The 19,875-nt window shown below is 59.9% G+C and carries 20 protein-coding genes and 1 tRNA gene; 13 read left to right on the top strand and 8 right to left on the bottom strand.

All coding sequences use genetic code 11. The features are described 5' to 3' along the window. Positions 1 to 22 precede the first annotated feature (22 nt). Complete coding sequence (locus IE188_RS00485; protein ID WP_191284521.1) at positions 23 to 310, top strand: DUF1330 domain-containing protein; 288 nt, start codon at positions 23 to 25, stop codon at positions 308 to 310. A 66-nt stretch (positions 311 to 376) separates the two neighbouring features. Here the strand turns inward: IE188_RS00485 and typA are convergent, their stop codons facing one another. The 3 genes from typA to IE188_RS00470 form a co-directional block, all read right to left on the bottom strand. Then, on the bottom strand, positions 377 to 2,200 hold the full coding sequence (gene typA, locus IE188_RS00480) for a translational GTPase TypA (protein ID WP_191284520.1): 1,824 nt from the start codon (positions 2,198 to 2,200) through the stop codon (positions 377 to 379). 136 nt (positions 2,201 to 2,336) lie between these two features. After that, positions 2,337 to 2,666 carry a DMT family transporter gene (locus IE188_RS00475; protein WP_191284519.1) on the bottom strand — a complete coding sequence of 110 codons (330 nt, stop codon included), beginning with the start codon at positions 2,664 to 2,666 and terminating at the stop codon, positions 2,337 to 2,339. 21 nt (positions 2,667 to 2,687) lie between these two features. Further along, complete coding sequence (locus IE188_RS00470) at positions 2,688 to 3,485, bottom strand: enoyl-CoA hydratase (protein ID WP_191284518.1); 798 nt, start codon at positions 3,483 to 3,485, stop codon at positions 2,688 to 2,690. Positions 3,486 to 3,542: 57 nt separating this feature from the next. Between IE188_RS00470 and IE188_RS00465 the strand changes: the two genes are divergently transcribed. Further along, positions 3,543 to 3,968, top strand: a complete 426-nt coding sequence (locus IE188_RS00465; protein WP_191284517.1) for a PaaI family thioesterase — start codon at positions 3,543 to 3,545, stop codon at positions 3,966 to 3,968. A gap of 52 nt (positions 3,969 to 4,020) precedes the next feature. Continuing rightward, positions 4,021 to 5,019, top strand: coding sequence for an SLAC1 anion channel family protein (locus tag IE188_RS00460; RefSeq protein ID WP_191284516.1), 999 nt, complete (start codon positions 4,021 to 4,023; stop codon positions 5,017 to 5,019). A 15-nt stretch (positions 5,020 to 5,034) separates the two neighbouring features. On the opposite strand, the gene speE is transcribed toward IE188_RS00460, so the two are convergent. Both speE and speD read right to left on the bottom strand, forming a co-directional pair. Beyond that, positions 5,035 to 5,880: a polyamine aminopropyltransferase gene (gene speE, locus IE188_RS00455; RefSeq protein ID WP_191284515.1), complete on the bottom strand. Its 846-nt coding sequence runs from the start codon at positions 5,878 to 5,880 to the stop codon at positions 5,035 to 5,037. Next, positions 5,877 to 6,389, bottom strand: coding sequence for an adenosylmethionine decarboxylase (gene speD / locus IE188_RS00450; protein WP_191284514.1), 513 nt, complete (start codon positions 6,387 to 6,389; stop codon positions 5,877 to 5,879). The genes speE and speD overlap by 4 nt, the downstream gene beginning before the upstream one ends. A 308-nt stretch (positions 6,390 to 6,697) precedes the next feature. Here speD and rplM point away from each other — a divergent pair, with 308 nt between their 5' ends. The 4 genes from rplM to IE188_RS00430 all read left to right on the top strand — a co-directional run bounded on the left by rplM (position 6,698) and on the right by IE188_RS00430 (position 10,138). Continuing rightward, on the top strand, positions 6,698 to 7,162 hold the full coding sequence (rplM, locus tag IE188_RS00445) for a 50S ribosomal protein L13 (protein ID WP_191284513.1): 465 nt from the start codon (positions 6,698 to 6,700) through the stop codon (positions 7,160 to 7,162). A gap of 2 nt (positions 7,163 to 7,164) precedes the next feature. Further along, on the top strand, positions 7,165 to 7,653 hold the full coding sequence (rpsI, locus tag IE188_RS00440; protein ID WP_191284512.1) for a 30S ribosomal protein S9: 489 nt from the start codon (positions 7,165 to 7,167) through the stop codon (positions 7,651 to 7,653). 426 nt (positions 7,654 to 8,079) lie between these two features. Beyond that, complete coding sequence (locus IE188_RS00435) at positions 8,080 to 9,855, top strand: M10 family metallopeptidase (RefSeq protein WP_191284511.1); 1,776 nt, start codon at positions 8,080 to 8,082, stop codon at positions 9,853 to 9,855. A gap of 206 nt (positions 9,856 to 10,061) precedes the next feature. Continuing rightward, positions 10,062 to 10,138: transfer RNA gene (locus tag IE188_RS00430), tRNA-Arg, on the top strand. Between the two features lie 36 nt (positions 10,139 to 10,174). Here IE188_RS00430 and IE188_RS00425 read toward each other — a convergent pair. Beyond that, entirely contained in the window at positions 10,175 to 10,915 is a 741-nt protein-coding gene (locus IE188_RS00425; RefSeq protein WP_191284510.1) for a glutamine amidotransferase, read from the bottom strand. Between the two features lie 174 nt (positions 10,916 to 11,089). Between IE188_RS00425 and IE188_RS00420 the strand changes: the two genes are divergently transcribed. Then, a complete protein-coding gene (locus IE188_RS00420; RefSeq protein WP_191284509.1) occupies positions 11,090 to 12,748 on the top strand; it encodes a tetrathionate reductase family octaheme c-type cytochrome in 1,659 nt (552 codons plus the stop codon). Beyond that, on the top strand, positions 12,741 to 13,406 hold the full coding sequence (locus IE188_RS00415; protein ID WP_191284508.1) for a cytochrome b/b6 domain-containing protein: 666 nt from the start codon (positions 12,741 to 12,743) through the stop codon (positions 13,404 to 13,406). Before IE188_RS00420 ends, IE188_RS00415 begins: the two co-directional genes overlap by 8 nt. Positions 13,407 to 13,506: 100 nt before the next feature. On the opposite strand, the gene IE188_RS00410 is transcribed toward IE188_RS00415, so the two are convergent. Continuing rightward, on the bottom strand, positions 13,507 to 14,088 hold the full coding sequence (locus tag IE188_RS00410; protein ID WP_191284507.1) for a YcbK family protein: 582 nt from the start codon (positions 14,086 to 14,088) through the stop codon (positions 13,507 to 13,509). A 469-nt stretch (positions 14,089 to 14,557) separates the two neighbouring features. On the opposite strand from IE188_RS00410, the gene IE188_RS00405 reads away from it, so the two are divergent. The 4 genes from IE188_RS00405 (at position 14,558) to IE188_RS00390 (ending at position 18,778) form a co-directional block, all read left to right on the top strand. Further along, the gene (locus IE188_RS00405; protein WP_229836355.1) at positions 14,558 to 16,084 is read left to right on the top strand and encodes a L,D-transpeptidase family protein; all 1,527 of its coding nucleotides are present in this window, start codon (positions 14,558 to 14,560) and stop codon (positions 16,082 to 16,084) included. A 69-nt stretch (positions 16,085 to 16,153) separates the two neighbouring features. Then, positions 16,154 to 17,260, top strand: a complete 1,107-nt coding sequence (locus IE188_RS00400) for a UDP-3-O-(3-hydroxymyristoyl)glucosamine N-acyltransferase (protein WP_191285271.1) — start codon at positions 16,154 to 16,156, stop codon at positions 17,258 to 17,260. Positions 17,261 to 17,288: 28 nt separating this feature from the next. Continuing rightward, complete coding sequence (locus IE188_RS00395; RefSeq protein ID WP_191284505.1) at positions 17,289 to 17,555, top strand: acyl carrier protein; 267 nt, start codon at positions 17,289 to 17,291, stop codon at positions 17,553 to 17,555. Positions 17,556 to 17,569: 14 nt separating this feature from the next. Further along, entirely contained in the window at positions 17,570 to 18,778 is a 1,209-nt protein-coding gene (locus IE188_RS00390) for a beta-ketoacyl-[acyl-carrier-protein] synthase family protein (RefSeq protein WP_191285270.1), read from the top strand. A gap of 71 nt (positions 18,779 to 18,849) precedes the next feature. Here IE188_RS00390 and IE188_RS00385 read toward each other — a convergent pair whose 3' ends face one another. Beyond that, positions 18,850 to 19,533, bottom strand: a complete 684-nt coding sequence (locus IE188_RS00385) for an invasion associated locus B family protein (RefSeq protein WP_191284504.1) — start codon at positions 19,531 to 19,533, stop codon at positions 18,850 to 18,852. Positions 19,534 to 19,875: the final 342 nt, after the last annotated feature.

The following is a 19,875-nucleotide window of genomic DNA, read 5'->3' as shown; positions in this document are numbered from 1 at the left end:
TTTTTACTTGCAGGAGAGACCTATGCCCGCCCTTTGGATTGCCCATGTGACCGTGACCGACGACGACGCCTATGGCAAATACGCCGCCCTTGCCGGGCCTGCGATTGCCAAACATGGCGGGCATTTCATCGCGCGCGGCGGGCGCTATGTGCAGCTTGAAGGCAAGGACCGCCCGCGCAATGTCGTGGCGAAATTTCCCAGCGTCGAGGCTGCCGAAGGCTGCTATCACTCGCCCGAGTATCAAGAGGCGCTGAGCCATGCGCGCGGCGCATCCGAGCGGGAATTGTTGGTGGTCGAAATCGACGAATAACACGCTGAATTAAAACGAAGAAAGCCCCGGCAATTTTCCGGGGCTTTCCTGTTTTTGTCGGGGGGACTACTGGTCGGATGACCGTGCCTGACGCTTGCGTTCATGCGGGTCAAGGTAGCGTTTGCGCAGGCGGATGTTGTTGGGCGTCACCTCGACCAGCTCGTCATTGTCGATATAGGCGATGGCCTCTTCCAGCGACATGGTGATCGGCGTGGTCAGGCGCACAGCCTCATCCGTGCCCGAGGCGCGGACGTTGGTCAGTTTCTTGCCCTTCAACGGGTTCACTTCCAGATCGTTTTCGCGGCTATGTTCGCCGATGATCATGCCCTGATACACGTCTTCCTGCGCGCCGATGAACATGCGGCCGCGATCTTCCAGGTTCCACAGCGCATAGGCCACAGACGTGCCGTTCTCCATCGAGATCAGAACGCCCGCGCGACGGCCCGGAATATTGCCTTTGTGCGGTGCCCAGCCGTGAAACACCCGGTTCAGAACGCCGGTGCCGCGCGTGTCGGTCAGAAACTCGCCGTGATAGCCGATCAGCCCGCGTGACGGCACATGGGCAATGATCCGGGTCTTGCCAGCGCCTGCGGGCTTCATCTCGGTCAACTCGCCCTTGCGCGATCCGGTCAGCTTTTCGATCACCGCGCCAGAATATTCGTCGTCCACGTCGATGGTGACTTCTTCGATCGGTTCGACGGTCTGGCCATCCTGTTCGCGCATGATCACCTGCGGGCGCGAGATCGACAGTTCGAACCCTTCGCGGCGCATGTTTTCGATCAGAACGCCCATCTGCAATTCGCCGCGGCCCGACACCTCGAACGCTTCGCCGCCCGGCGTGTCGGCCACCTTGATGGCGACGTTTGACTCAGCCTCTTTCAACAGCCGTTCACGGATCACGCGCGACTGCACCTTTTTGCCGTCGCGGCCTGCCAGCGGGCTGTCGTTGATGCCGAAGGTGACGGTGATGGTGGGCGGGTCGATGGGCTGGGCGTCCAGCGGTTCTTCGACGGCCAGCGCACAGATCGTGTCGGCCACGGTGGCTTTCGACATGCCGGCAAGCGAGACGATGTCACCTGCCACAGCCTCGTCAATGTCCTGCTGGGCCAGGCCACGGAAGGCTTGAATGCGGGTGACGCGGAATTGTTCGATCTTCTGACCGACGCGCGACAGGGCTTGCACGGTGGCACCCACTTTAAGGCGTCCGGTTTCCACGCGACCGGTCAGCAGGCGGCCCACGAACGGGTCGGCGCCCAGCGTGGTCGCCAGCATCGAGAAATCTTCATCCTGATGGGCAATCTGTTTCGGCTTCGGCACATGGTTCACGATCAGGTTGAACAGCGCGTGCAGATCCTTGCGCGGCCCATCCAGTTCCGCATCCGCCCAGCCATTGCGGCCTGACGCATACATATGCGGGAAGTCCAGTTGGTCATCATCTGCACCGAGGTTGGCGAACAGATCGAAGCATTCGTCCAGCGCCCGGTCGGGTTCGGCATCCGGCTTGTCGACCTTATTCAAGACCACGATGGGGCGCAGACCCAGAGCCAGCGCTTTCGAGGTCACAAATTTCGTTTGCGGCATCGGGCCTTCGGCGGCATCGACCAGCAGCACGACGCCATCGACCATGGACAGGATCCGCTCAACCTCGCCGCCGAAATCGGCGTGGCCGGGGGTATCGACGATGTTGATCCGGGTGCCTTTCCATTCGACCGAGGTGGGCTTGGCGAAAATGGTGATCCCGCGCTCACGCTCCAGATCGTTCGAGTCCATGGCGCGTTCAGCGACGGCCTGGTTTTCCCGGAACGCGCCGGATTGTTTCAAAAGCTCGTCAACAAGGGTCGTCTTGCCGTGGTCAACGTGTGCGATGATCGCGATATTGCGCAGGTCCATAGGGCCACCTTAAAGGGGAACGTATCAAACGTATGAGAAGTTAGGGGGGCGCATAGCCCGGTTGACGGTGGAACGCCACCAAAAAAACAACTCTTGTTAATTTTCTCGCCCGGTCGGGTCCGGTGTCAATGCAGCGTCAATGCTGTGCGGATTGCGAGAAAAGGTGGATGATCAGAATCCCGCCCAGGATCATCGCAAGGCCGATGATTGCGGGCAGGTCCAGACGCTGTCCGAACAGCGCGTATCCGATAAGGGCAATCAGCACGATGCCCAGCCCGGACCAGATGGCATAGGCCACGCCGACCGCCATGTATTTCAATGCCCAACCCAGCAGCGCAAAGCTGATCCCATAGGCCACGACCACCGTGACCGAGGGCCAGAACCGGCTGAATTGCTGGCTGGCTTGCAGGGCTGTGGTGCCGATGGTTTCCGCAACCACCGCAAAGAACAGGATCAGGTAAGGCATGGCGACCTCGCGTCGTTGGGGTTAGCGGGACTGGTCCCAATCCGGTTTGCGCTTTTCGATAAAGGCGCTGATGCCTTCTTCGGTGTCGCGCAGCATCATGTTTTCGACCATCGCGGCCCCGGCAAAGGCATAGGCGGCTTCAAGCGACATATCGGCCTGATCATAGAACCCGGCCTTGCCGATTTTGACCGCCGCGCCCAGCTTCGAGGCGACGGTTTGCGCCAATTCGTCGGTGGCGGCGTGCAGGTCTTCGGGCGGCACCACGCGGTTGACCAACCCGACCTCGCGGGCGCGGGTGGCGTCAATGAACTCGCCCGTGGTCAGCATTTCAAACGCCACCTTGCGCGGCACATTCCGGGTCAGGGCCACCATCGGGGTCGAGCAGAACAGGCCGATATTCACGCCATTCACGCCAAACCGCGTGCCTTCGGCGGCCACGGCCATGTCGCAGGTCGCCAGCAGCTGGCATCCGGCGGCGGTGGCGATCCCGTGGGCCTGGGCGATCACGGGTTGGGGCAGGCGGGGGATCATGCACATGACCTCGGCGCAGCGGTCGAACAGGTCTTTGAAATACGCTGCCCCGCCATCCGCGGCCTGTCGTCCTGCCGTCATTTCCTTCAGGTCATGGCCCGCACAGAACACCTTGCCTGCGCCCGCGATCACGACTGCACGAATGCTGTCATCCTGTGCCAGCGCCTCGAATTCGGCCTTCAGCGCGGCCAGCATCGCATCCGACAGCGCGTTCAGCGCGCCGGGGTTGTTCAAGGTCAAACGCGCAACTGACGCTGCGTCCTCGCGGATCAATAGGGGCTCTGACATCTTGTCCTCGCTCGTTGTTCTGGCCCACGATAGGCGGGAAATTCACGGGGGGAAACCATGCAGTTGGAAATGTCGCGCGACGAGCTTCAGTCTTTCATGGAGACCGCGTTTCCGCAGGTCGCCCCCGACTTCGAGGTGGCGGATGTGGCGCCGATGCAGATCACTGTCCGCACCCGGATCGGCGACAAGCATTTGCGCCCCGGCGGCACCGTGTCGGGGCCGACGATGTTTGCGCTGGCGGATGTGTCGATCTATCTGGCGATCCTGGCGATGATCGGGCCGAAGGCGTTGGCCGTAACCACCAATTGTTCGATAGATTTCATGCGCAAACCGGCGGCGGATACCGATCTGATTGCGCATGCGCGGCTGCACAAGCTGGGGCGGGTGCTGGCGGTGGGTGATGTGCTGATCTATTCGGAAGGCGATGACGCCCCGGTTGCCCGCGCCAGTTTGACCTACTCGATCCCGCCGGAACGGGCTTGACCGGCGGCGCGGATTGACGCACCACCATAAGGACGCAAGCGACGAGGCCCCCATGTCCGAGCAGACCACCACAGCCCCCGATCCGATCACGCCCCCGGCCGAGACAAGCCGCCTGGCGCATTTTCCGGTGACGTTCTTTGCCATCGTCATGGGGCTGATGGGCTTTACCCTGGCACTGCATGCCGGGGCGCCCGCCGCCCGGTGGCTCGCCCAAGCGTCCTCGCTGATCCTGCTGGTCGGCGGTGCGGTGTTTCTGACCATCGCGGGCTTCTATCTGGCAAAGGCGCTGCGGTATCCGGCGATGGTGGCCGAGGAATGGCACCACCCGGTGAAGCTTGCCTTCTTTCCGACGATCACAGTGTCGATGTTGCTGATGGCCACCGCCGTCTTTCCCTACAACGAAACGGCGGCGACATGGATCTGGCTGGCCGGGGTTGCGGGGCAGGGGGTGCTGACCATCGCGGTTGTGTCGGGCTGGATCAGCCATCGCAGTTTCCAGGTCGGCCACCTGACGCCCGCATGGTTCATCCCGGCGGTCGGCAACGTGATCGTGCCCATCCTTGGTGCGCGTATCGGGTATATCGAGGTCTCGTGGCTGTTCTTCTCGGGGGGGATCATTTTCTGGATCGTCCTGCTGACTCTTGTGATGAACCGGTTGATCTTTCACGATCCGATCGTCGCCCGGCTGTTTCCGACGATGGTGATCCTGATCGCCCCGCCCGCAGTCGCCTTTCTGGCCTATGTCAGCATGACGGGAACGGTGGACGGATTTGCCCGCATCCTGCTGAACGCGGGTTATATCTTCGCTGCGCTGGTGGTGGTTCAGGTGCCGAAACTGGCCAAGCTGCCTTTTGCGCTCAGTTGGTGGGCGCTCAGCTTCCCGCTGGCTGCGCTGGCCATAGCATCGCTCAGGTTTGCGCAGCTTGAGGGCGCGCGCGGGCATCAGGCCATCGGCATGTTGATCCTGGCGCTGCTGGCCGTTGTGATTGCCGGACTGATCTGGCGCACCATGTTTGCCATCCTGCGCGGAGAGGTGTGCCGCCCCGAATAGGGCGACAGTCCGACATTAGGGGATCAACCGTTCCACATAGGGGGGCAGGGCAAAGGCGCCCTTGTGCACCTCGGGGGTGTAGTAATCTGTCTTGATCCCGGAGGCTGCGAACCTTTCCTGCAACACCTCAACGGATACGTGGCGCGCATCGCTGTCGGTACCCCAGCCAAACGCCATCGGCCCGCCCGCATAGGTCGGAATGGTGGCAAGATAGCAGGTTGCGTCCGAGAACAGCGACTGAAAGGCGCGCATGGTGCCGGTCAGCTCATCACCTTGCAGGAAGGGCACGCCGTTTTGCGTGACCAGAATGCCGCCGGGGGTCAAGGCCTTCTTGGCGTGACCATAGAAGTGATCGGTGAACAGCACCTCGCCCGGACCGATCGGATCGGTGCTGTCCACAATGATCACGTCAAACCCGCCATCGGTCGCGCGCATGAAATCCGCACCATCCGCGATCACCAGGTTCAGGCGCGGATCGTCAAATGCGCCCCGGCTGAGCTGCGGCAGGTATTCCTTTGAGAACGCCACCACGCCCGCGTCAATTTCAACCATCGTCACATGTTCGACGCTTGAGTGATCCAACACTGCGCGCGCCATGCCGCCGTCGCCGCCGCCGATGATCAGCACGCGCTTCGCTGCCCCATGCGCCAGGATCGGCACATGGGTCAGCATCTCGTGATAGATGAAATTGTCGCCTTCGGTGGTCTGCACCACGTCATCCAGCGTCAGAACCCGGCCAAACGTGCCGTTCTGAAACACTTTCAGGCGCTGATGCTCGGTCTTGCTGTCGTATAGCATCTCGCCGATGCGCAGCGATTGGGCATAATCGTCGTGCAGTTTCTCGGTCAGCCAGTCGCTCATGCCGCAACCTCGGCCTGCACGATCCCGTCGCCCCGCAAGAGTTCCTTGACCCGCACGTTATCGGTGCCGAAGGCCGCTTTCAGGACATCCACCGCTTTCCACGGCTGCGCGTCGCCACACATGAAGACGTCAAACGCGCCATAGCCGATTTCCGGCCAGGTGTGCACCGAGATATGGCTTTCCGCCAGCACGGCGACACCGCTTACCCCTTGCGGGCTGAACTTGTGGGTGTGGATGTGCAGAAGCGTGGCCCCGCAGGTGTCGACGCAATCGCGAAACGCCTGTTGAATGCGGTCTTCGTCGTCCAGCCCGTGGCCGTCCAGAACCTCGATGATCAGATGCGTGCCCGCATAGACCTTATCCCCCTTGCGGATGAAATGGTCATCACGGTCGTCATCCATGAGATCACATGCAATATTTGAATTGGCCGCAATCGGGCCAAGTGAGCCTTCCTCGTGGGCGCCTGTCTCCAGACCGATCCCCAGTTGGAAGAGGTCCGCATCCTTCATAATGCTCCCCTTCGTTACCAGTAGTTCGTTCCAGTCGGTCCCTTAGCGCCCCCCCGTTTCTCCGGGGTTGGGATCGGTCCCTCATGTGGGGCGCCATTTAGGGGGGGTGATCGAGTCGCGCAAGACCTTTCTTCGATTTTATCAGATCCGGCTTTTTTTGGCAGAAGTGCGCCGGTGTAAGGTGGGGTATAATAATACCATAATTTTAAGTGTTTGAAAACGTATATAAAAACCAACACTTTGTCGCTTGACCTGCAGATGGAAATCACTAAAACCACCGCATCCGTAACCCAATCAGGGCTGAACACATGAAAACCTTTTCTGCAACGCCTGCAGATATCGACAAGAAATGGATCCTGATCGACGCCGAAGGCGTTGTTCTGGGCCGTCTTGCATCGATCATCGCAATGCGTCTTCGGGGCAAGCACAAAGCCTCGTTCACGCCGCATATGGACATGGGTGACAATGTCATCGTGATCAATGCGGACAAAGTGCAAATGACCGGCAAGAAGCGCACCGACAAAGTGCACTACTGGCACACCGGTTATCCGGGCGGTATCAAATCCCGCACCGCTGGCCAGATCCTCGAGGGCGAGCACCCCGAGCGTCTGTTGACCAAAGCCGTTCAGCGCATGCTGCCCGGCGGTCCGCTGAGCCGCAAGCAGATGACCAATCTGCGCGTCTATGCCGGCGCCGAGCATCCGCACGAGGCGCAAAGCCCCGAAGTGCTGGATGTGAAATCCATGAACGCCAAAAACACGCGTGAGGGCTGATCATGACTGAAGAGATCAAAACACTCGAAGACCTGAACGCCGTTGCCGAAGGTACCGAAGCCGTGGTTGAAGTTGCTGCCCCGCGCGAGCCTGTTCGTGACGAACTGGGCCGCTCCTACGCCACCGGCAAACGGAAAGACGCGGTCGCTCGCGTCTGGATCAAGCCGGGTTCCGGCAAGGTCAGCGTGAATGGCAAGGACATGGACAAGTATTTCGCCCGTCCCGTTCTGCAACTGATCGTGCGCCAGCCCGAGCAAGTCGCCGGCGTGGAAGGCGAGTTTGACGTGGTTGCCACCGTCAAGGGCGGCGGTCTGTCCGGTCAGGCCGGTGCCGTGAAGCACGGAATTTCGAAAGCGCTTCAGCTTTACGAACCCAGCCTGCGTGGCGCCCTGAAAGCCGCCGGTTTCCTGACCCGCGACAGCCGCGTGGTGGAACGGAAGAAATACGGTAAAGCCAAAGCCCGTAAGAGCTTCCAGTTCTCGAAGCGTTAAGTCAGCTTCTGTTTCTTGGAAAAACAAAAAAGCGTCCGCTGCTGCGGGCGTTTTTTTTGGGGGGCCAAGGAGCGCAGTGCATTGTCGCGTTCAACAGACCAGGGTCCACGAGTTCGTGCATAACTTACACTAATCTGGCAATACGCATTGCAATTGTTGCGAGACCCTCAACAAATTCGCATTCTTTGAAAACCAAAGCCGATTTTGATCTGGTCTGAACCCAAACCCTGGGCTAAGTTCTACCCGCAAAAATTGTTCAAGTTCGGATGGACTTCGCCCGTGCCATTCTGCGCATGGTTGCAGTCACGAGGTTTCAGCTGTCTGAACCGATAACCAGAGATTGAGTAGAGCATGCAACACAGGTCATTGAGTACGCTGGCAAATTACCTTGTTTCAGGGTTTTGGAATGAACAGGGATATTCGGGTTTGAAATGGAACCTGACTGGCTTCGGCAATGATCCGCAGTATGGCAAACTAACCTATTCGGTCAGTCCGAACTGGTTTGATGGCAATGGGCTTTTGGCAGGACGACGTGAAATGGTGCGCGACGCCTTCGATTACCTATCGAATGTCACTGGAATCAGATTTGTCGAGACAACGTCATACAACTATGCCGATATCTCTTTCGGTGACGAAGACGGTGGCGCATATGCGGGTCTTCAGGACAGTGACGGTGGCGGCTTTGCGGATTACGGTTATGTAAATGTCAGCAGTTCCTGGGATTCCGGTTCGACCAGCAGGACCAGCTATGCCATGCAGACCATCCTGCATGAAATCGGTCACGCGCTTGGGCTTGGGCATATGGGGCAATATGATGGGTGGGCGGATTATCCCTGGGACGCGAAGTTCACCAATGACAGCTGGCAGAACAGCATCATGTCGTATTTCTCGCAAAGCGAAAACTACAATGTCGATGCCAGCTATGCCTACCTGCAAACCTATATGGCAGCGGACCTTCTGGCGCTGAACCGCATGTATGGCGGACAGTCCCATAATGGTGTCACCTTCGGGACGTCGAACGCGTTCAAGGGCAATACCACCTATGGGTTCAACACGAATATCTCGCAAAGCAGTGATCCCTTCCTGGCGCGCTTGAAAAATAATGCGGATACCAATGCCTATACGATCGCGGATGGCGGTGGTTATGACACCTTCGATTTCTCGGGCTGGGATGACAATCAGACGATCAACCTGAACATTTCTTGGCCGGGAAAGGGTAAGCCGACCACCTCCAGCATTGCCGGACTGAAAGGTAACCTGGCATTGTCAGTTGGCACCGTAATTGAAAAGGCAATAAGCGGGGGGGGTGATGACAAGATCTACGGAAACAAGAAGTCGAATACGCTGATTTCAAACGAAGGCGACGACAAGATCTACGACTACGGTGGGAACGACAAGATCTATAGCGGCCCCGGAAATGACAAGATCTATGCCTCATCGGGGAATGATGTGATCAAGGGCGGCAAGGGATCGGACTGGCTACTGTTTACCACCTCGAAAAAAGCGACACTCAATCTTGATAATACCGGCGCCCAGAATACCGGTTACGGTCGCGACACGGTTTCCAGCATCGAGAATGTGTGGGGCGGCAAATCCGCGGACAAGATTTACGGCAACGATGCCAGTAATTTCCTCGTCGGCAACACGGGCGATGACTCGCTGTACGGACGCGAGGGAAACGACAAGATCTACGGTGGTCGGCATAGCGATAAACTTCTTGGGGGCAAAGGCGCGGATCAGATCTATGGCGGCAAAGGGTATGACGTGATGTATGGGGAGACCGGCGATGACCTTTTGATCGCCGGGCCACATCGTGACAAACTGTTTGGCGGAAAAGGTGAAGACACATTGGTCGGTGGCGAAGGTTTTGACCGGATGTACGCGGGCATCGACAATGATCGCGATGTGTTTGTTTTCTACGAGGTCGAAGAAAGCACCACAGGGTCATATCGTGACCAGATTTATCAGTTCGACAGTGGCGAAGATGATCTTGACCTGGCCGCAATTGACGCCAGCGTGAATCTGGCCGGGGATCAGGCCTTCGTGTTCTCCAAATCCGGTGCCCAGGCTCACGCCGTCTGGACTGTGGATGTCGGTTCGGACACATTGGTGCGAGCCGATATCGACGGTGATGCAAAAGCCGATTTTGAGGTTTTGGTGGTCGGCGTGGACACGTTGTACGGGTCCGACTTCATCCTCTAATCGGGGGTGTCAATCTGCAGGAGCGTGGGCGTCAGGCAATTTGCACATGGCGTCCCACGCGGGACGGGTCTGCTCGCCCCGCCGTTAAAGCGCTGTCGATAAACCAATGTCCGCGCTTGATTTTCGTTGATTGACAGCCGCCCGTCCTTTTCATGTTGCGGCAGGCAGGGCGATGGCCTATATCCGCGCCAGACCCAGTGTCACTGGCACCCGTAGCTCAGCTGGATAGAGCGCTGCCCTCCGAAGGCAGAGGCCAGAGGTTCGAATCCTCTCGGGTGCGCCATAAACTCTGCTTGGAAAATGTGTGTCGGTGGCTTGTTCAGGCTCGATACCGCGTCACGAAATTGCGCAGGATCTGTGCGGGCGCGTGGACATTCGCGGCGTGCACCATGTCGACAAGCGCCTCGGCCTCTTCCGGTGGGAAATATCCGTGGTGCTTGTAAATGCCGATCCGGGTCTCGAAACTGTGCGCGTCGGCTTCGGGGTGGAATTGAGTGGCATAGACGTTCTGCCCATGACGGATCATCTGGAACGGGCAACGGGGGGACGCGACCAGGTGGTGGCACCCGTGGGGCAGGTGCTGCATCGCCTCCTTGTGGCCCACGAAGGCCTCGAACCGGTCGGGAATGCCGTCGAGCAGCGGATCATTGCGCCCCTCGGTCGTGACCTCGCAGGGGCTGGCGCTGACGGGTTCACCATATTGGTCTTTTGTCACTGATCCGGGCGCCAGGTGATGGCCCAGTATGCCAATCCCATAGCAGCAGCCAAGAAACGGAATGTCCTGCCCGGTGATCTGCGGCATCAGGGAAAGGCATTGCGCTTCGATCCGCGCCTCGACCGCAGATTTCTGACCGGGCGCATCGGACACGCAGCCCGGCCCGCCCCCGACGATAACCCCGGAATAATCGCCAAGCCGAAGACTGGCGGGAATGTCCTGCTGATCCAGCCGGATGCGATGAACCTGGTCCGGTTCCAGCCCGCCCTTGGCCAGAAACGCGCGAAATTCGTCATCTGACGCATCGGTTTCCGGGCGAAGTTGCAGGATCAGAAATGGTTTCATGGCGCCTCTCGTCGCAGATCGACCGACGATGACAAAAGGCCGGGGCCGGGTCAATCGCCCAGCGCAGATGGTGCGGCATTTTGGCAGTAGGTGTGCTTTGCTGTCTCTGATACATATTAGAATAGCAGAATGTAATCCTCCGCCGCGCGAACCGGAGTTGAGGAAGGCTGAGCCATGAAGAAAATTCTTGCACCGATTCTGACGCTTGCCTTGATGGTCGGGGCGGGCGGTTTTGCCGCGGCCGAAGATCAGACCGCAGCGCCAACTCCGCCAGCCGCACCGGCTCAGTCGATTTCCAGTGCGACGGCGGACCACACGAAATTCGACATCCTGAAAAAGCCCTTTGCCTCGGGGCCGGAAGTGACCGAGGCCTGCGTCAGCTGCCACACGGAAGCCGACGACCAGATCATGCATTCGATCCATTTCGAATGGAAATATGACAGCGACAGCGGCCAGACGCTGGGAAAATCCAAGGTAATCAACGCCTTCTGTGGCAACGTGGCCGGGAACGAGGCCCGCTGCACCTCGTGCCATGCGGGTTATGGATGGGACGATATGTCAAAGACGCCCGCGCAGGCGGGGGTCACGCCCGATTGCCTGGTCTGTCACGACCGGTCTGGCCAGTACACCAAGACCGCTACAGGCGCCGGGCACCCGCCGCTTGAGCCGGTGAAGGCCGGCACCAAGACCATCACGGGGGCGGCGGCCTGGCCCGTGGATCTGTCCAAGGCGGCGCAATCTGTCGGGATGCCGGGGCGCGACAATTGCGGAAACTGCCATTTCTATGGCGGTGGTGGCGACAACGTGAAGCACGGTGACCTGAGTTCGGCGCTGTATAACCCGCCGAAAGCCGTCGATGTGCACATGTCGCCCGACGGGTTGAACTTCACCTGCTCGACCTGCCATGTGGAGGACAAGCACAACTGGGCCGGGTCACGATATGACACGGTGGCCAAGGATGTGATCGGGCGCGGCAAGCCCGGGGCGGTGCGCACGGCGGCGACCTGTGAAAGCTGCCACGACAGCGACCCGCACCCATTGACCCTCCAAGGTGTGAAGCTGAACGATCACACCGACAAGCTGGCCTGTCAAAGCTGCCACATCCCCGAATTCGCGCGCGGTGGCGTCGCCACCAAGACCTACTGGGACTGGTCGACAGCGGGCCGCATGGGGGCTGACGGCAAACCGATGCACGAAGCGAATTATGTGCAGTCCGACGGGAAAGAGCTGCACACTTATCTGTCCACCAAGGGTGATTTCAAATGGGGCGAGGACGTGGTGCCGCATTACGCCTGGTTCAACGGTCATGTGGAATATGCGACCGGTGAACAGATCGACCCGACAGCCCCGGTCGAAGTGAACCGCATCAACGGATCCCCCGGCGGCGCGGACAGCCGCATCTGGCCCTTCAAACGGATGGAAGGGCGGCAGGCCTATGACACGGACAGCAACAAGCTGGCGTATTCGCATGTCTGGGGGCCAACCACCGATACGGCCTTCTGGACCAATTTCGATTGGCCCAAAGCGATCGAGGCGGGCATGAAAGCGGCCGGGCAGGACTATTCTGGTCACTTCGATTTCGTCGATACTGAGATGTATTGGCCGATCACCCATATGGTCGCCCCGGCCGAGGACGCTTTGGACTGTGCGGCCTGTCACGCGCAGGACGGGCGGCTGGATGGGATCGCCGCGGTCTATATGCCCGGCACCGAACCGCGTTCGCCGGTGGGTCTGTTGGGCATGGCGCTGGTGGCGCTGACAATTCTGGGTGTGGGTCTGCATATCATCCTGCGCCTTGTTGGTGGCCGAAAAGGAGGCACAGATCATGGCTAGACGCGTCGTCAAGGTTTACCCCCGCTTTGAACGTCTGTGGCACTGGACCCAGATGGTGATGATCATGATCCTGATGTTTACCGGGTTCGGGTTGAACGGGGTGCATTCGCTCTTGCCTTTCGGCCCGGCGGTGATGCTGCACACCATCGCGGCGCTGGTGCTGCTGGCGGTCTGGATCTTTGCCACCTTCTGGCTGTTCACCACCGGCACCTGGCGACAGTTCGTGCCGCAGCTTGAAGGATTGTTTCAGATGGCGCGGTTCTATGCCTATGGGGTCTTTCGTGGCGAGGAGCCTCCGTATCGGAAAGTGTTCTGGCGCAAGCATAACCCGCTTCAAGCCCTGACCTATTTCGGGCTGAAAGTGCTGGTATTCCCGGCCATCTGGGGCTCGGGTCTGCTGTATCTGACCTATAATCTCTGGGCCGCCGAGGAAGGGTCGAGCTTTGCGCTCTATGTGATCGCGAATGTGCACCTGCTGGCCGCCTATGTGATCGCTGCCTTCGTGATCACGCACGTTTATCTTCTGACGGTGGGGCATGGGTTCCGGTCGCATGTGCGCCCGATGGTGACGGGGTATGATTGTATCGACCTGACGCCCGAGCAGGAGGCTTATTTGGAATCCAACGAACCCGGTCGCCTGATGCCGAAGGATAGCTGATACACTCGCACAAAAAAGAAAAGGCCCTCGCGACGGGGGCCTTATTCGTCTGTGGGATTTCTCGGAAAGGGATCAGGGCAGGGTCAGGACGGGGGCGGTGTCACCGGCCCCAGCTGCGCACCACGCCGCAATCCATATGCACGAAATTCGACCCGGAATACTTGCCGACGCCACCACCATTGCAGGCAACGGCGGCCTTGAACATCTGGTTGACCGAGCGGGATTTCAGCCGCAGATCGGCCGCCTGGCCCTTCATGTGCAACGAGTTCTTGGCCACCCCGCGCGACCGTGACCGCAACATGGCATTGGTCTTGGGCGAACGATAGCCTGACAGCATCATGTAAGGTTCGCGCACATCCAGAAGCCCATGCGCGGCGGCCATGATGTCCACCGTTCGGGTGTCAATCTTGATCGACTGATCGGTGCGCCAGTCGCGCATGAAATGATTGATCTCTTTCAGTGCGTCTTTGATGTATTTGCCTTCGATCCAATAGATCATGTTGATCGATTCACCGGTGCGCCCGGAATACATGGCGAGCCGGCGAACATCGCCCCCGCCACGCAGAAAGCCTGCAGCATTTGCATACATCGGTGCTGCGGTCACTGCCGTGGCGGCAAAGGCCCCCAGCAATCCGCGGCGTGTCAAAATGGATTTAGATCCGACCGAATTGTCGATAGTCATGTCCCAGCGTGTCCCGTCGCTTGCCTGTTTTTGTGCCTGAAACGGATCGTTGTCCATTCAGGTTAACAAGTGTTTAGCCTCTTCCCCAGGCTTGCCGAACTTATGGCACAACTCGAATCGCGGGCCAAGCGAAGATTTGGGGTCCTGAACCTGTTCAAGCAAAATCGGCAAAATTTTGCTGAAATCACTGAAAAAGTGGTAAAACGTGACCTAAACGCGTCAAAGCGCCGGACCCATGGCGTAGGCCCGGAAAACACGCTTTCTATTCGGCTTTGTGAATGGACTTGCGCCTGCCAATCATGGATGATCTGGAATTATACGCAGGTACACTACTATTGGGCGAATTATGATTTCAAATGCGCTGCCACAACGTCGTGCGATCCACCGCGCGACAATTTTTGCGACTTTGATGGGGGCTTTGTTTCTGACCGGACCCATTGCACCGGCAACGGCACAATCCAAAAACGATATGGCTGGTCAGGCCAAAGTGTCAGCCTTTGCGCAAGCTGTGGCCGAAGCCGCGGCGCGCGACACTGAAATTGCTGCGTTTTATCGCGACAATGGCTATCAGCCGATTTGGACCGGATCGCAGCCGCAGGATCTTGCACGCCGGGCGGCGCTGCTCAGGGCGCTTTCGGGCGCGGCTGATCACGGCCTGCCGGATTTCAACACCACCGAGTTGAACACCCGCCTGCGCAATGTTGCCAGCCTGCGCGATCTGGGCCGCGCCGAGGTTGAACTGTCGAAGCTGTTTCTCAGCTATGCGCAAGGGGTTAACAGCGGCGTGCTGACGCCCTCGAAGGTGGACAGCGGGATCGTGCGCAAGGTGCCCAGACAGGATGGGGCGGCGCTGCTGGCGGGGTTCGTGTCCTCGGATCCCACACGGTTTCTGAAGGCGCTGCCGCCGAAATCGCCGGAATATGCACGACTGATGAAGGAAAAGCTGCGGCTGGATCATCAGATCGCCCATGGCGGATGGGGGGCGCCTGTGCCGGCCAGTTCTCTCAAACCGGGGCAGGCGGGGGCATCGGTCGTGGCCCTGCGCAACCGCTTGATCCGCATGGGATATCTGAGCCGCTCGGCCAGCCAGTCTTATGATGCGACCATCCAGAAGGCGGTGCAGCAGTTTCAGGAAGATCACGGGCTGACCAACGATGGCGTGGCCGGTCCGGGCACGATGGATGAAATCAACACCACGCCCGAGGCGCGTCTGGCGTCGATCATCGTGGCGTTGGAGCGGGAACGCTGGACCAATATGGAGCGCGGCAAGCGCCATATCTGGGTCAACCTGACGGATTTCACCGCCAAGATCGTCGATGGCGGGCGCGTGACCTTCACCACGCGGTCGGTGATCGGCAAGAACATCCACGACCAGCGCAGCCCGGAATTTTCGGACGTGATGGAGTTCATGGTGATCAACCCCACCTGGAACGTCCCACGCTCGATCGCGACGAAAGAGTATCTGCCGATGCTCAAGCGCAACCCCAACGCGGTCAGCCACCTGAAGCTGATCGACAGCCGGGGGCGGGTGGTCAATCGCTCGGCGGTGAATTTCAATGCCTTCTCGGCCAAGTCCTTCCCGTTTGCGATCAAGCAGCCACCGTCCAGCCGCAATGCGTTGGGGTTGGTGAAGTTCATGTTTCCGAACAAATACAACATCTATCTGCACGACACGCCCTCCAAAAGCCTGTTCGGGCGCGAGGTGCGGGCGTTCAGCCATGGGTGCATCCGGCTGAGCGATCCGTTCGATTTTGCCTATGCGTTGCTGGCGCGGCAGACCTCCGATCCTGAAGGCACCTTCCACAAGGTTCTGAACACCGGACGCGAAACGCGGGTTGACCTGGAACAGCCGGTGCCGGTGCATCTGGTCTATCGTACCGCCGTGGCGCCAGCGAAGGGACGCATGAATTATCGTCGTGACGTCTATGGGCGCGATGCCCGGATCTGGGAGGCATTGCAAAACGCCGGGGTGGCGTTCGGTCACGCGGACGGGTAAATCCTTGGGCAAAGTCGGCGGGGCAGATCGCCCACTGACAATGGACAAGGGAAACAGATGCGGGATCAGATGCAGTTCACTCTTTCAGACATTGCCGCCTCACTGGGGGTCGAGGTCATGGGCAATGGTGACATTGACCTGGTTGGTGCGGCAGAGCCCGGCGATGCCGGCCCCGATCAGCTGGCGCTGGCGATGGACCCGAAATATGCGGACGGGATTGCCAGGGGGCGCGCCCGTGCGGCACTTCTGTGGGTCGGGGCCGACTGGCAGGCGCTGGGGCTTGAGGGGGCGATTTGCCTGAACCGGGGCAAGGCGGCGATGCCGCTTCTGACCCGGGCGCTTGACCCGGGCCTGGGCATTGCCGAGGGTATTCACCCGACCGCTGTCGTTGATGACACGGCGCAAATCGGTCCCGGTGCGCGTATCGGCCCGTTGGCCGTGATCGGCGCGAATGTCACAATCGGCGCACGGGCCACAATCGCGCCTCATGCATCGGTCGGCTATGGCACGGTGATCGGCGATGACCTTGTGCTGCATCCCGGCGCGCGCATCGCGCATCTGTGCACCATTGGCGACCGCTATATCGGCCAGTCCAACTCGGTCGTGGGCGGTGACGGGTTTTCCTATGTCACGCTGGACAAGGAAAGCGCGGTGGAAAGCCTGCGGGGCGGCATGGCCGAAGGCGAAAAAGCCGTCGCTGTCGAGGGCAGCCACCACTGGGCAAGGGTTCATTCGCTGGGCGGGGTCGAGATCGGGGATGACGTCGAACTGGGCGCGAGTTCGACCATCGACCGCGGCACCATTCGCGCCACCCGCATCGGGCGCGGCACCAAGATCGACTGCCAGGTGCAGGTGGGTCATAACGCCGATGTGGGCGAAGACGTGATGATGTGCGGCAATGTCGGCGTGTCCGGGTCCGCCAGGATCGGCAACCGTGTCGTCTTGGGCGGCAAGGTTGGTGTCAGCGACAATATTTTCATCGGCGATGATGTAATTGCGGGCGGCGGCACCAATATCTACACCAACGTGCCAGCAGGGCGTGCGGTGCTGGGCAGCCCGGCGGTGAAGATCGAGACCGAGATGGCCATTCGTCGCGAATTGCGCCGCTTGCCACGCTTGGCCGAGGCGCTGCGTGAGCTTCAGAAAACTGTTTCAAAACTCGTGGACAAGGATTAGAGATCCGCAAAACGCGAAAGGGTATATCATGTCGGACAGTATCAAGGACCGCGTGATCGCCATTCTGGCAGAACAGGCCATGTTGGAACCGGGCGATATCTCGCCCGAGCAATCGCTGGAAGACCTGGGCATCGACAGTCTTGGGCTGGTCGAAAGCATCTTCGCCATTGAAGAGGCGTTCGATATCTCGGTGCCGTTCAACGCAAATGACCCGACCGAAGGCGATTTCGACATATCCTCGGTCGATGCAATCATCCGTGCGGTGCAGGGCCTGGTTGCCACGCAGGCTGCGTGACCGTGAGCGGTCACATGCGCCGGGTCGTGATCACCGGGCAAGGCACCATCAACGCATTGGGCCGCAATGTTCCCGAAACGCTTGCGGCGATGCGGGACGGGCGCTGTGGCATCAGCGATCTGGAGTTTCAGGACGTGGAACGGTTGTCGATCCGCATCGGTGCGCAGATCAAGGGCTATGAACCGGAAGCCAGTTTCAACCGCCAGCAGATCGCGCTGTATGATCGGTTCACGCAGTTCACGCTGTTGGCCGCCCGCGAGGCGATCGGACAATCGGGGCTGAGCTTCTCGGGCGAACTGGCGACCCGTTCAGGCGTGGTTCTGGGCACCTCGGGTGGCGGGATGAACACGCTGGATGAGAACTATCGCACCGTTTACGAGGACGGCAAGAACCGGGTGCATCCCTTCGTGGTGCCCAAGCTGATGAACAACGCCGCCGCCAGCCATGTGTCGATGGAATGGAACCTGAAGGGGCCAAGCTTCACCGTAGCCACCGCTTGTGCCAGCTCGAACCACGCGATGGGGCAGGCGATGCAGATGATCCGGGGCGGGATGGCCGATGTGATGATCACCGGCGGGTCCGAGGCGATGCTGTGCTTTGGCGGGATCAAGGCCTGGGAAGGGCTGCGGGTCATGTCCAAGGACGGCTGCCGCCCGTTCTCGGCCAACCGAAACGGCATGGTGCAGGGCGAAGGCGCGGCGGTGTTCGTGTTCGAAGACTATGACCACGCCCGCGCCCGCGGGGCCGAGATATTGGCGGAAGTTGTCGGGTTTTCAATGACATCGGACGCGGCAGATATCGTCATGCCCTCAAAGCAAGGCGCATCGCGGGCGATTGTGGGCGCGATGCGGGACGCGGGCCTGAACCCCGAGGATGTGGGCTATGTCAACGCGCATGGCACCGGCACGACGGCGAATGACAAGACCGAATGCGCGGCGGTGGCGGACGCGTTCGGACATCACGCCGATGACCTGATGATTTCGTCCACCAAGTCGATGCACGGGCATCTGATCGGCGGCACCGGCGCGGTCGAGCTTCTGGCCTGTATCATGGCGCTGCGGGACGGCGTGATCGCCCCCACGATCGGTTACGAGGAACCCGACCCGGAATGCGCGCTGGACGTGGTGCCCAACGTAGCGCGCGACGTGAAGGTCGAGGCGGCGCTGTCAAACGCCTTCGCTTTTGGTGGATTGAACGCAGTGCTGGCCCTACGCGCGGCCTGATCGACCAAGGCAAATGCCAATAAAAACGCCGCCCGGTTGAGGGCGGCGTTGTCTGTATCTGAACGCGCGGTCTACTGCTGCGCGGGAACCGGCACGACCAGCTCGTTATAGGCATCGGTAAACCCCTTCAACGACATGGTCAGGTTGACCTTCTGATCAGGGGCCGCTGCCGGAACGATGGTCACGGTGGCGGCAGCGCCGCGTTTGAACCCGTCCACCTCGGCCTGGGTGAAGCCGATATTCGCCACGCAACCGGGTTGAGCGCAGAACCGGAACGGATAGCGTTTGCCTTGCCCGCCATCGACCGCAACGGTCAGTTGCTGGGTCAACAGGGTTTCCAGCGGCACGACCACAGTGGCCCCTGCCACGGCCTGACCCCCATCGGGAAGCCGCCCAAGCGAGATTTCGGCCACTGCATTGCCCTTATCGTCTTTCAGAAGCTGATACATCTGACAGGGGTCGTCGCCCTTGCCTTCAGGCAGGGTGATGCATTTACGTTCCCAATCGCCAACGACCTTCTCGATATAGGTCTGGCCGGGCTTGCGTTCACCGTCCACCGGCTCGCCCAGATCGACCTGCGGTTGGTCCCCAGTGGCTTCGGGTGCGGCTTCGGGTGCGGCCTCGGGAGCAGCCTCTGTCGCTTCCGCAGCCGGGGCGTCCTCGGCGGGGGTTTCGGTTGTGTCTTGTGCAAATGCCGGGGTTGCCAGCGCCAAAAGGGCTGCCAGGGGCAGCGTTTTCATCAGCTCAGCCTTCATATCGGATCCTTGTAAATATTTCGGGTCTCATTGGATGCGTGGATAACACGACCAAAATCGGGTGTCAGGTGCAAAACCTCGATCAGAACAGGCAGACCCACGCTCTTCCCCCGATTTGGGCAAAGGATCGCCGAATCCGCTCACGATTTCGAACGATACGTCACAGGCTTTTTATGAATCTCTGCCGCTGTCTGCCGGCCTGAAAAAGAAAAGGGCCCGACAGGCGGACCCTTTTCTGTTGTTCTCTCCCTGCCGGACTGACCGGCTTATGGGGCAGACGCTATGTCACTTGGTCGCAGGGGTCAAGGATTTTTGCGACGTGTTTTTGGGGTGAAATGTCGG

The organism is Aliiroseovarius zhejiangensis (genome assembly GCF_014656375.1).
Taxonomy (GTDB): Bacteria; Pseudomonadota; Alphaproteobacteria; order Rhodobacterales; family Rhodobacteraceae; genus Aliiroseovarius; species Aliiroseovarius zhejiangensis.
The sequence above is the reverse complement of the archived record's forward strand: the minus strand, read 5'-3'. Positions and strand labels throughout refer to the sequence as shown.

Bases quoted from the DNA above. Each gene is read 5' to 3' on its own strand.
- IE188_RS00485 (WP_191284521.1), top strand. From the start codon at position 23: ATGCCCGCCCTTTGGATTGCCCATGTGACCGTGACCGACGACGACGCC.
- typA (WP_191284520.1), bottom strand. From the start codon at position 2,200: ATGGACCTGCGCAATATCGCGATCATCGCACACGTTGACCACGGCAAG.
- IE188_RS00475 (WP_191284519.1), bottom strand. From the start codon at position 2,666: ATGCCTTACCTGATCCTGTTCTTTGCGGTGGTTGCGGAAACCATCGGC.
- IE188_RS00470 (WP_191284518.1), bottom strand. From the start codon at position 3,485: ATGTCAGAGCCCCTATTGATCCGCGAGGACGCAGCGTCAGTTGCGCGT.
- IE188_RS00465 (WP_191284517.1), top strand. From the start codon at position 3,543: ATGCAGTTGGAAATGTCGCGCGACGAGCTTCAGTCTTTCATGGAGACC.
- IE188_RS00460 (WP_191284516.1), top strand. From the start codon at position 4,021: ATGTCCGAGCAGACCACCACAGCCCCCGATCCGATCACGCCCCCGGCC.
- speE (WP_191284515.1), bottom strand. From the start codon at position 5,880: ATGAGCGACTGGCTGACCGAGAAACTGCACGACGATTATGCCCAATCG.
- speD (WP_191284514.1), bottom strand. From the start codon at position 6,389: ATGAAGGATGCGGACCTCTTCCAACTGGGGATCGGTCTGGAGACAGGC.
- rplM (WP_191284513.1), top strand. From the start codon at position 6,698: ATGAAAACCTTTTCTGCAACGCCTGCAGATATCGACAAGAAATGGATC.
- rpsI (WP_191284512.1), top strand. From the start codon at position 7,165: ATGACTGAAGAGATCAAAACACTCGAAGACCTGAACGCCGTTGCCGAA.
- IE188_RS00425 (WP_191284510.1), bottom strand. From the start codon at position 10,915: ATGAAACCATTTCTGATCCTGCAACTTCGCCCGGAAACCGATGCGTCA.
- IE188_RS00420 (WP_191284509.1), top strand. From the start codon at position 11,090: ATGAAGAAAATTCTTGCACCGATTCTGACGCTTGCCTTGATGGTCGGG.
- IE188_RS00415 (WP_191284508.1), top strand. From the start codon at position 12,741: ATGGCTAGACGCGTCGTCAAGGTTTACCCCCGCTTTGAACGTCTGTGG.
- IE188_RS00410 (WP_191284507.1), bottom strand. From the start codon at position 14,088: ATGACTATCGACAATTCGGTCGGATCTAAATCCATTTTGACACGCCGC.
- IE188_RS00405 (WP_229836355.1), top strand. From the start codon at position 14,558: ATGGCTGGTCAGGCCAAAGTGTCAGCCTTTGCGCAAGCTGTGGCCGAA.
- IE188_RS00400 (WP_191285271.1), top strand. From the start codon at position 16,154: ATGCAGTTCACTCTTTCAGACATTGCCGCCTCACTGGGGGTCGAGGTC.
- IE188_RS00395 (WP_191284505.1), top strand. From the start codon at position 17,289: ATGTCGGACAGTATCAAGGACCGCGTGATCGCCATTCTGGCAGAACAG.
- IE188_RS00390 (WP_191285270.1), top strand. From the start codon at position 17,570: ATGCGCCGGGTCGTGATCACCGGGCAAGGCACCATCAACGCATTGGGC.
- IE188_RS00385 (WP_191284504.1), bottom strand. From the start codon at position 19,533: ATGAAGGCTGAGCTGATGAAAACGCTGCCCCTGGCAGCCCTTTTGGCG.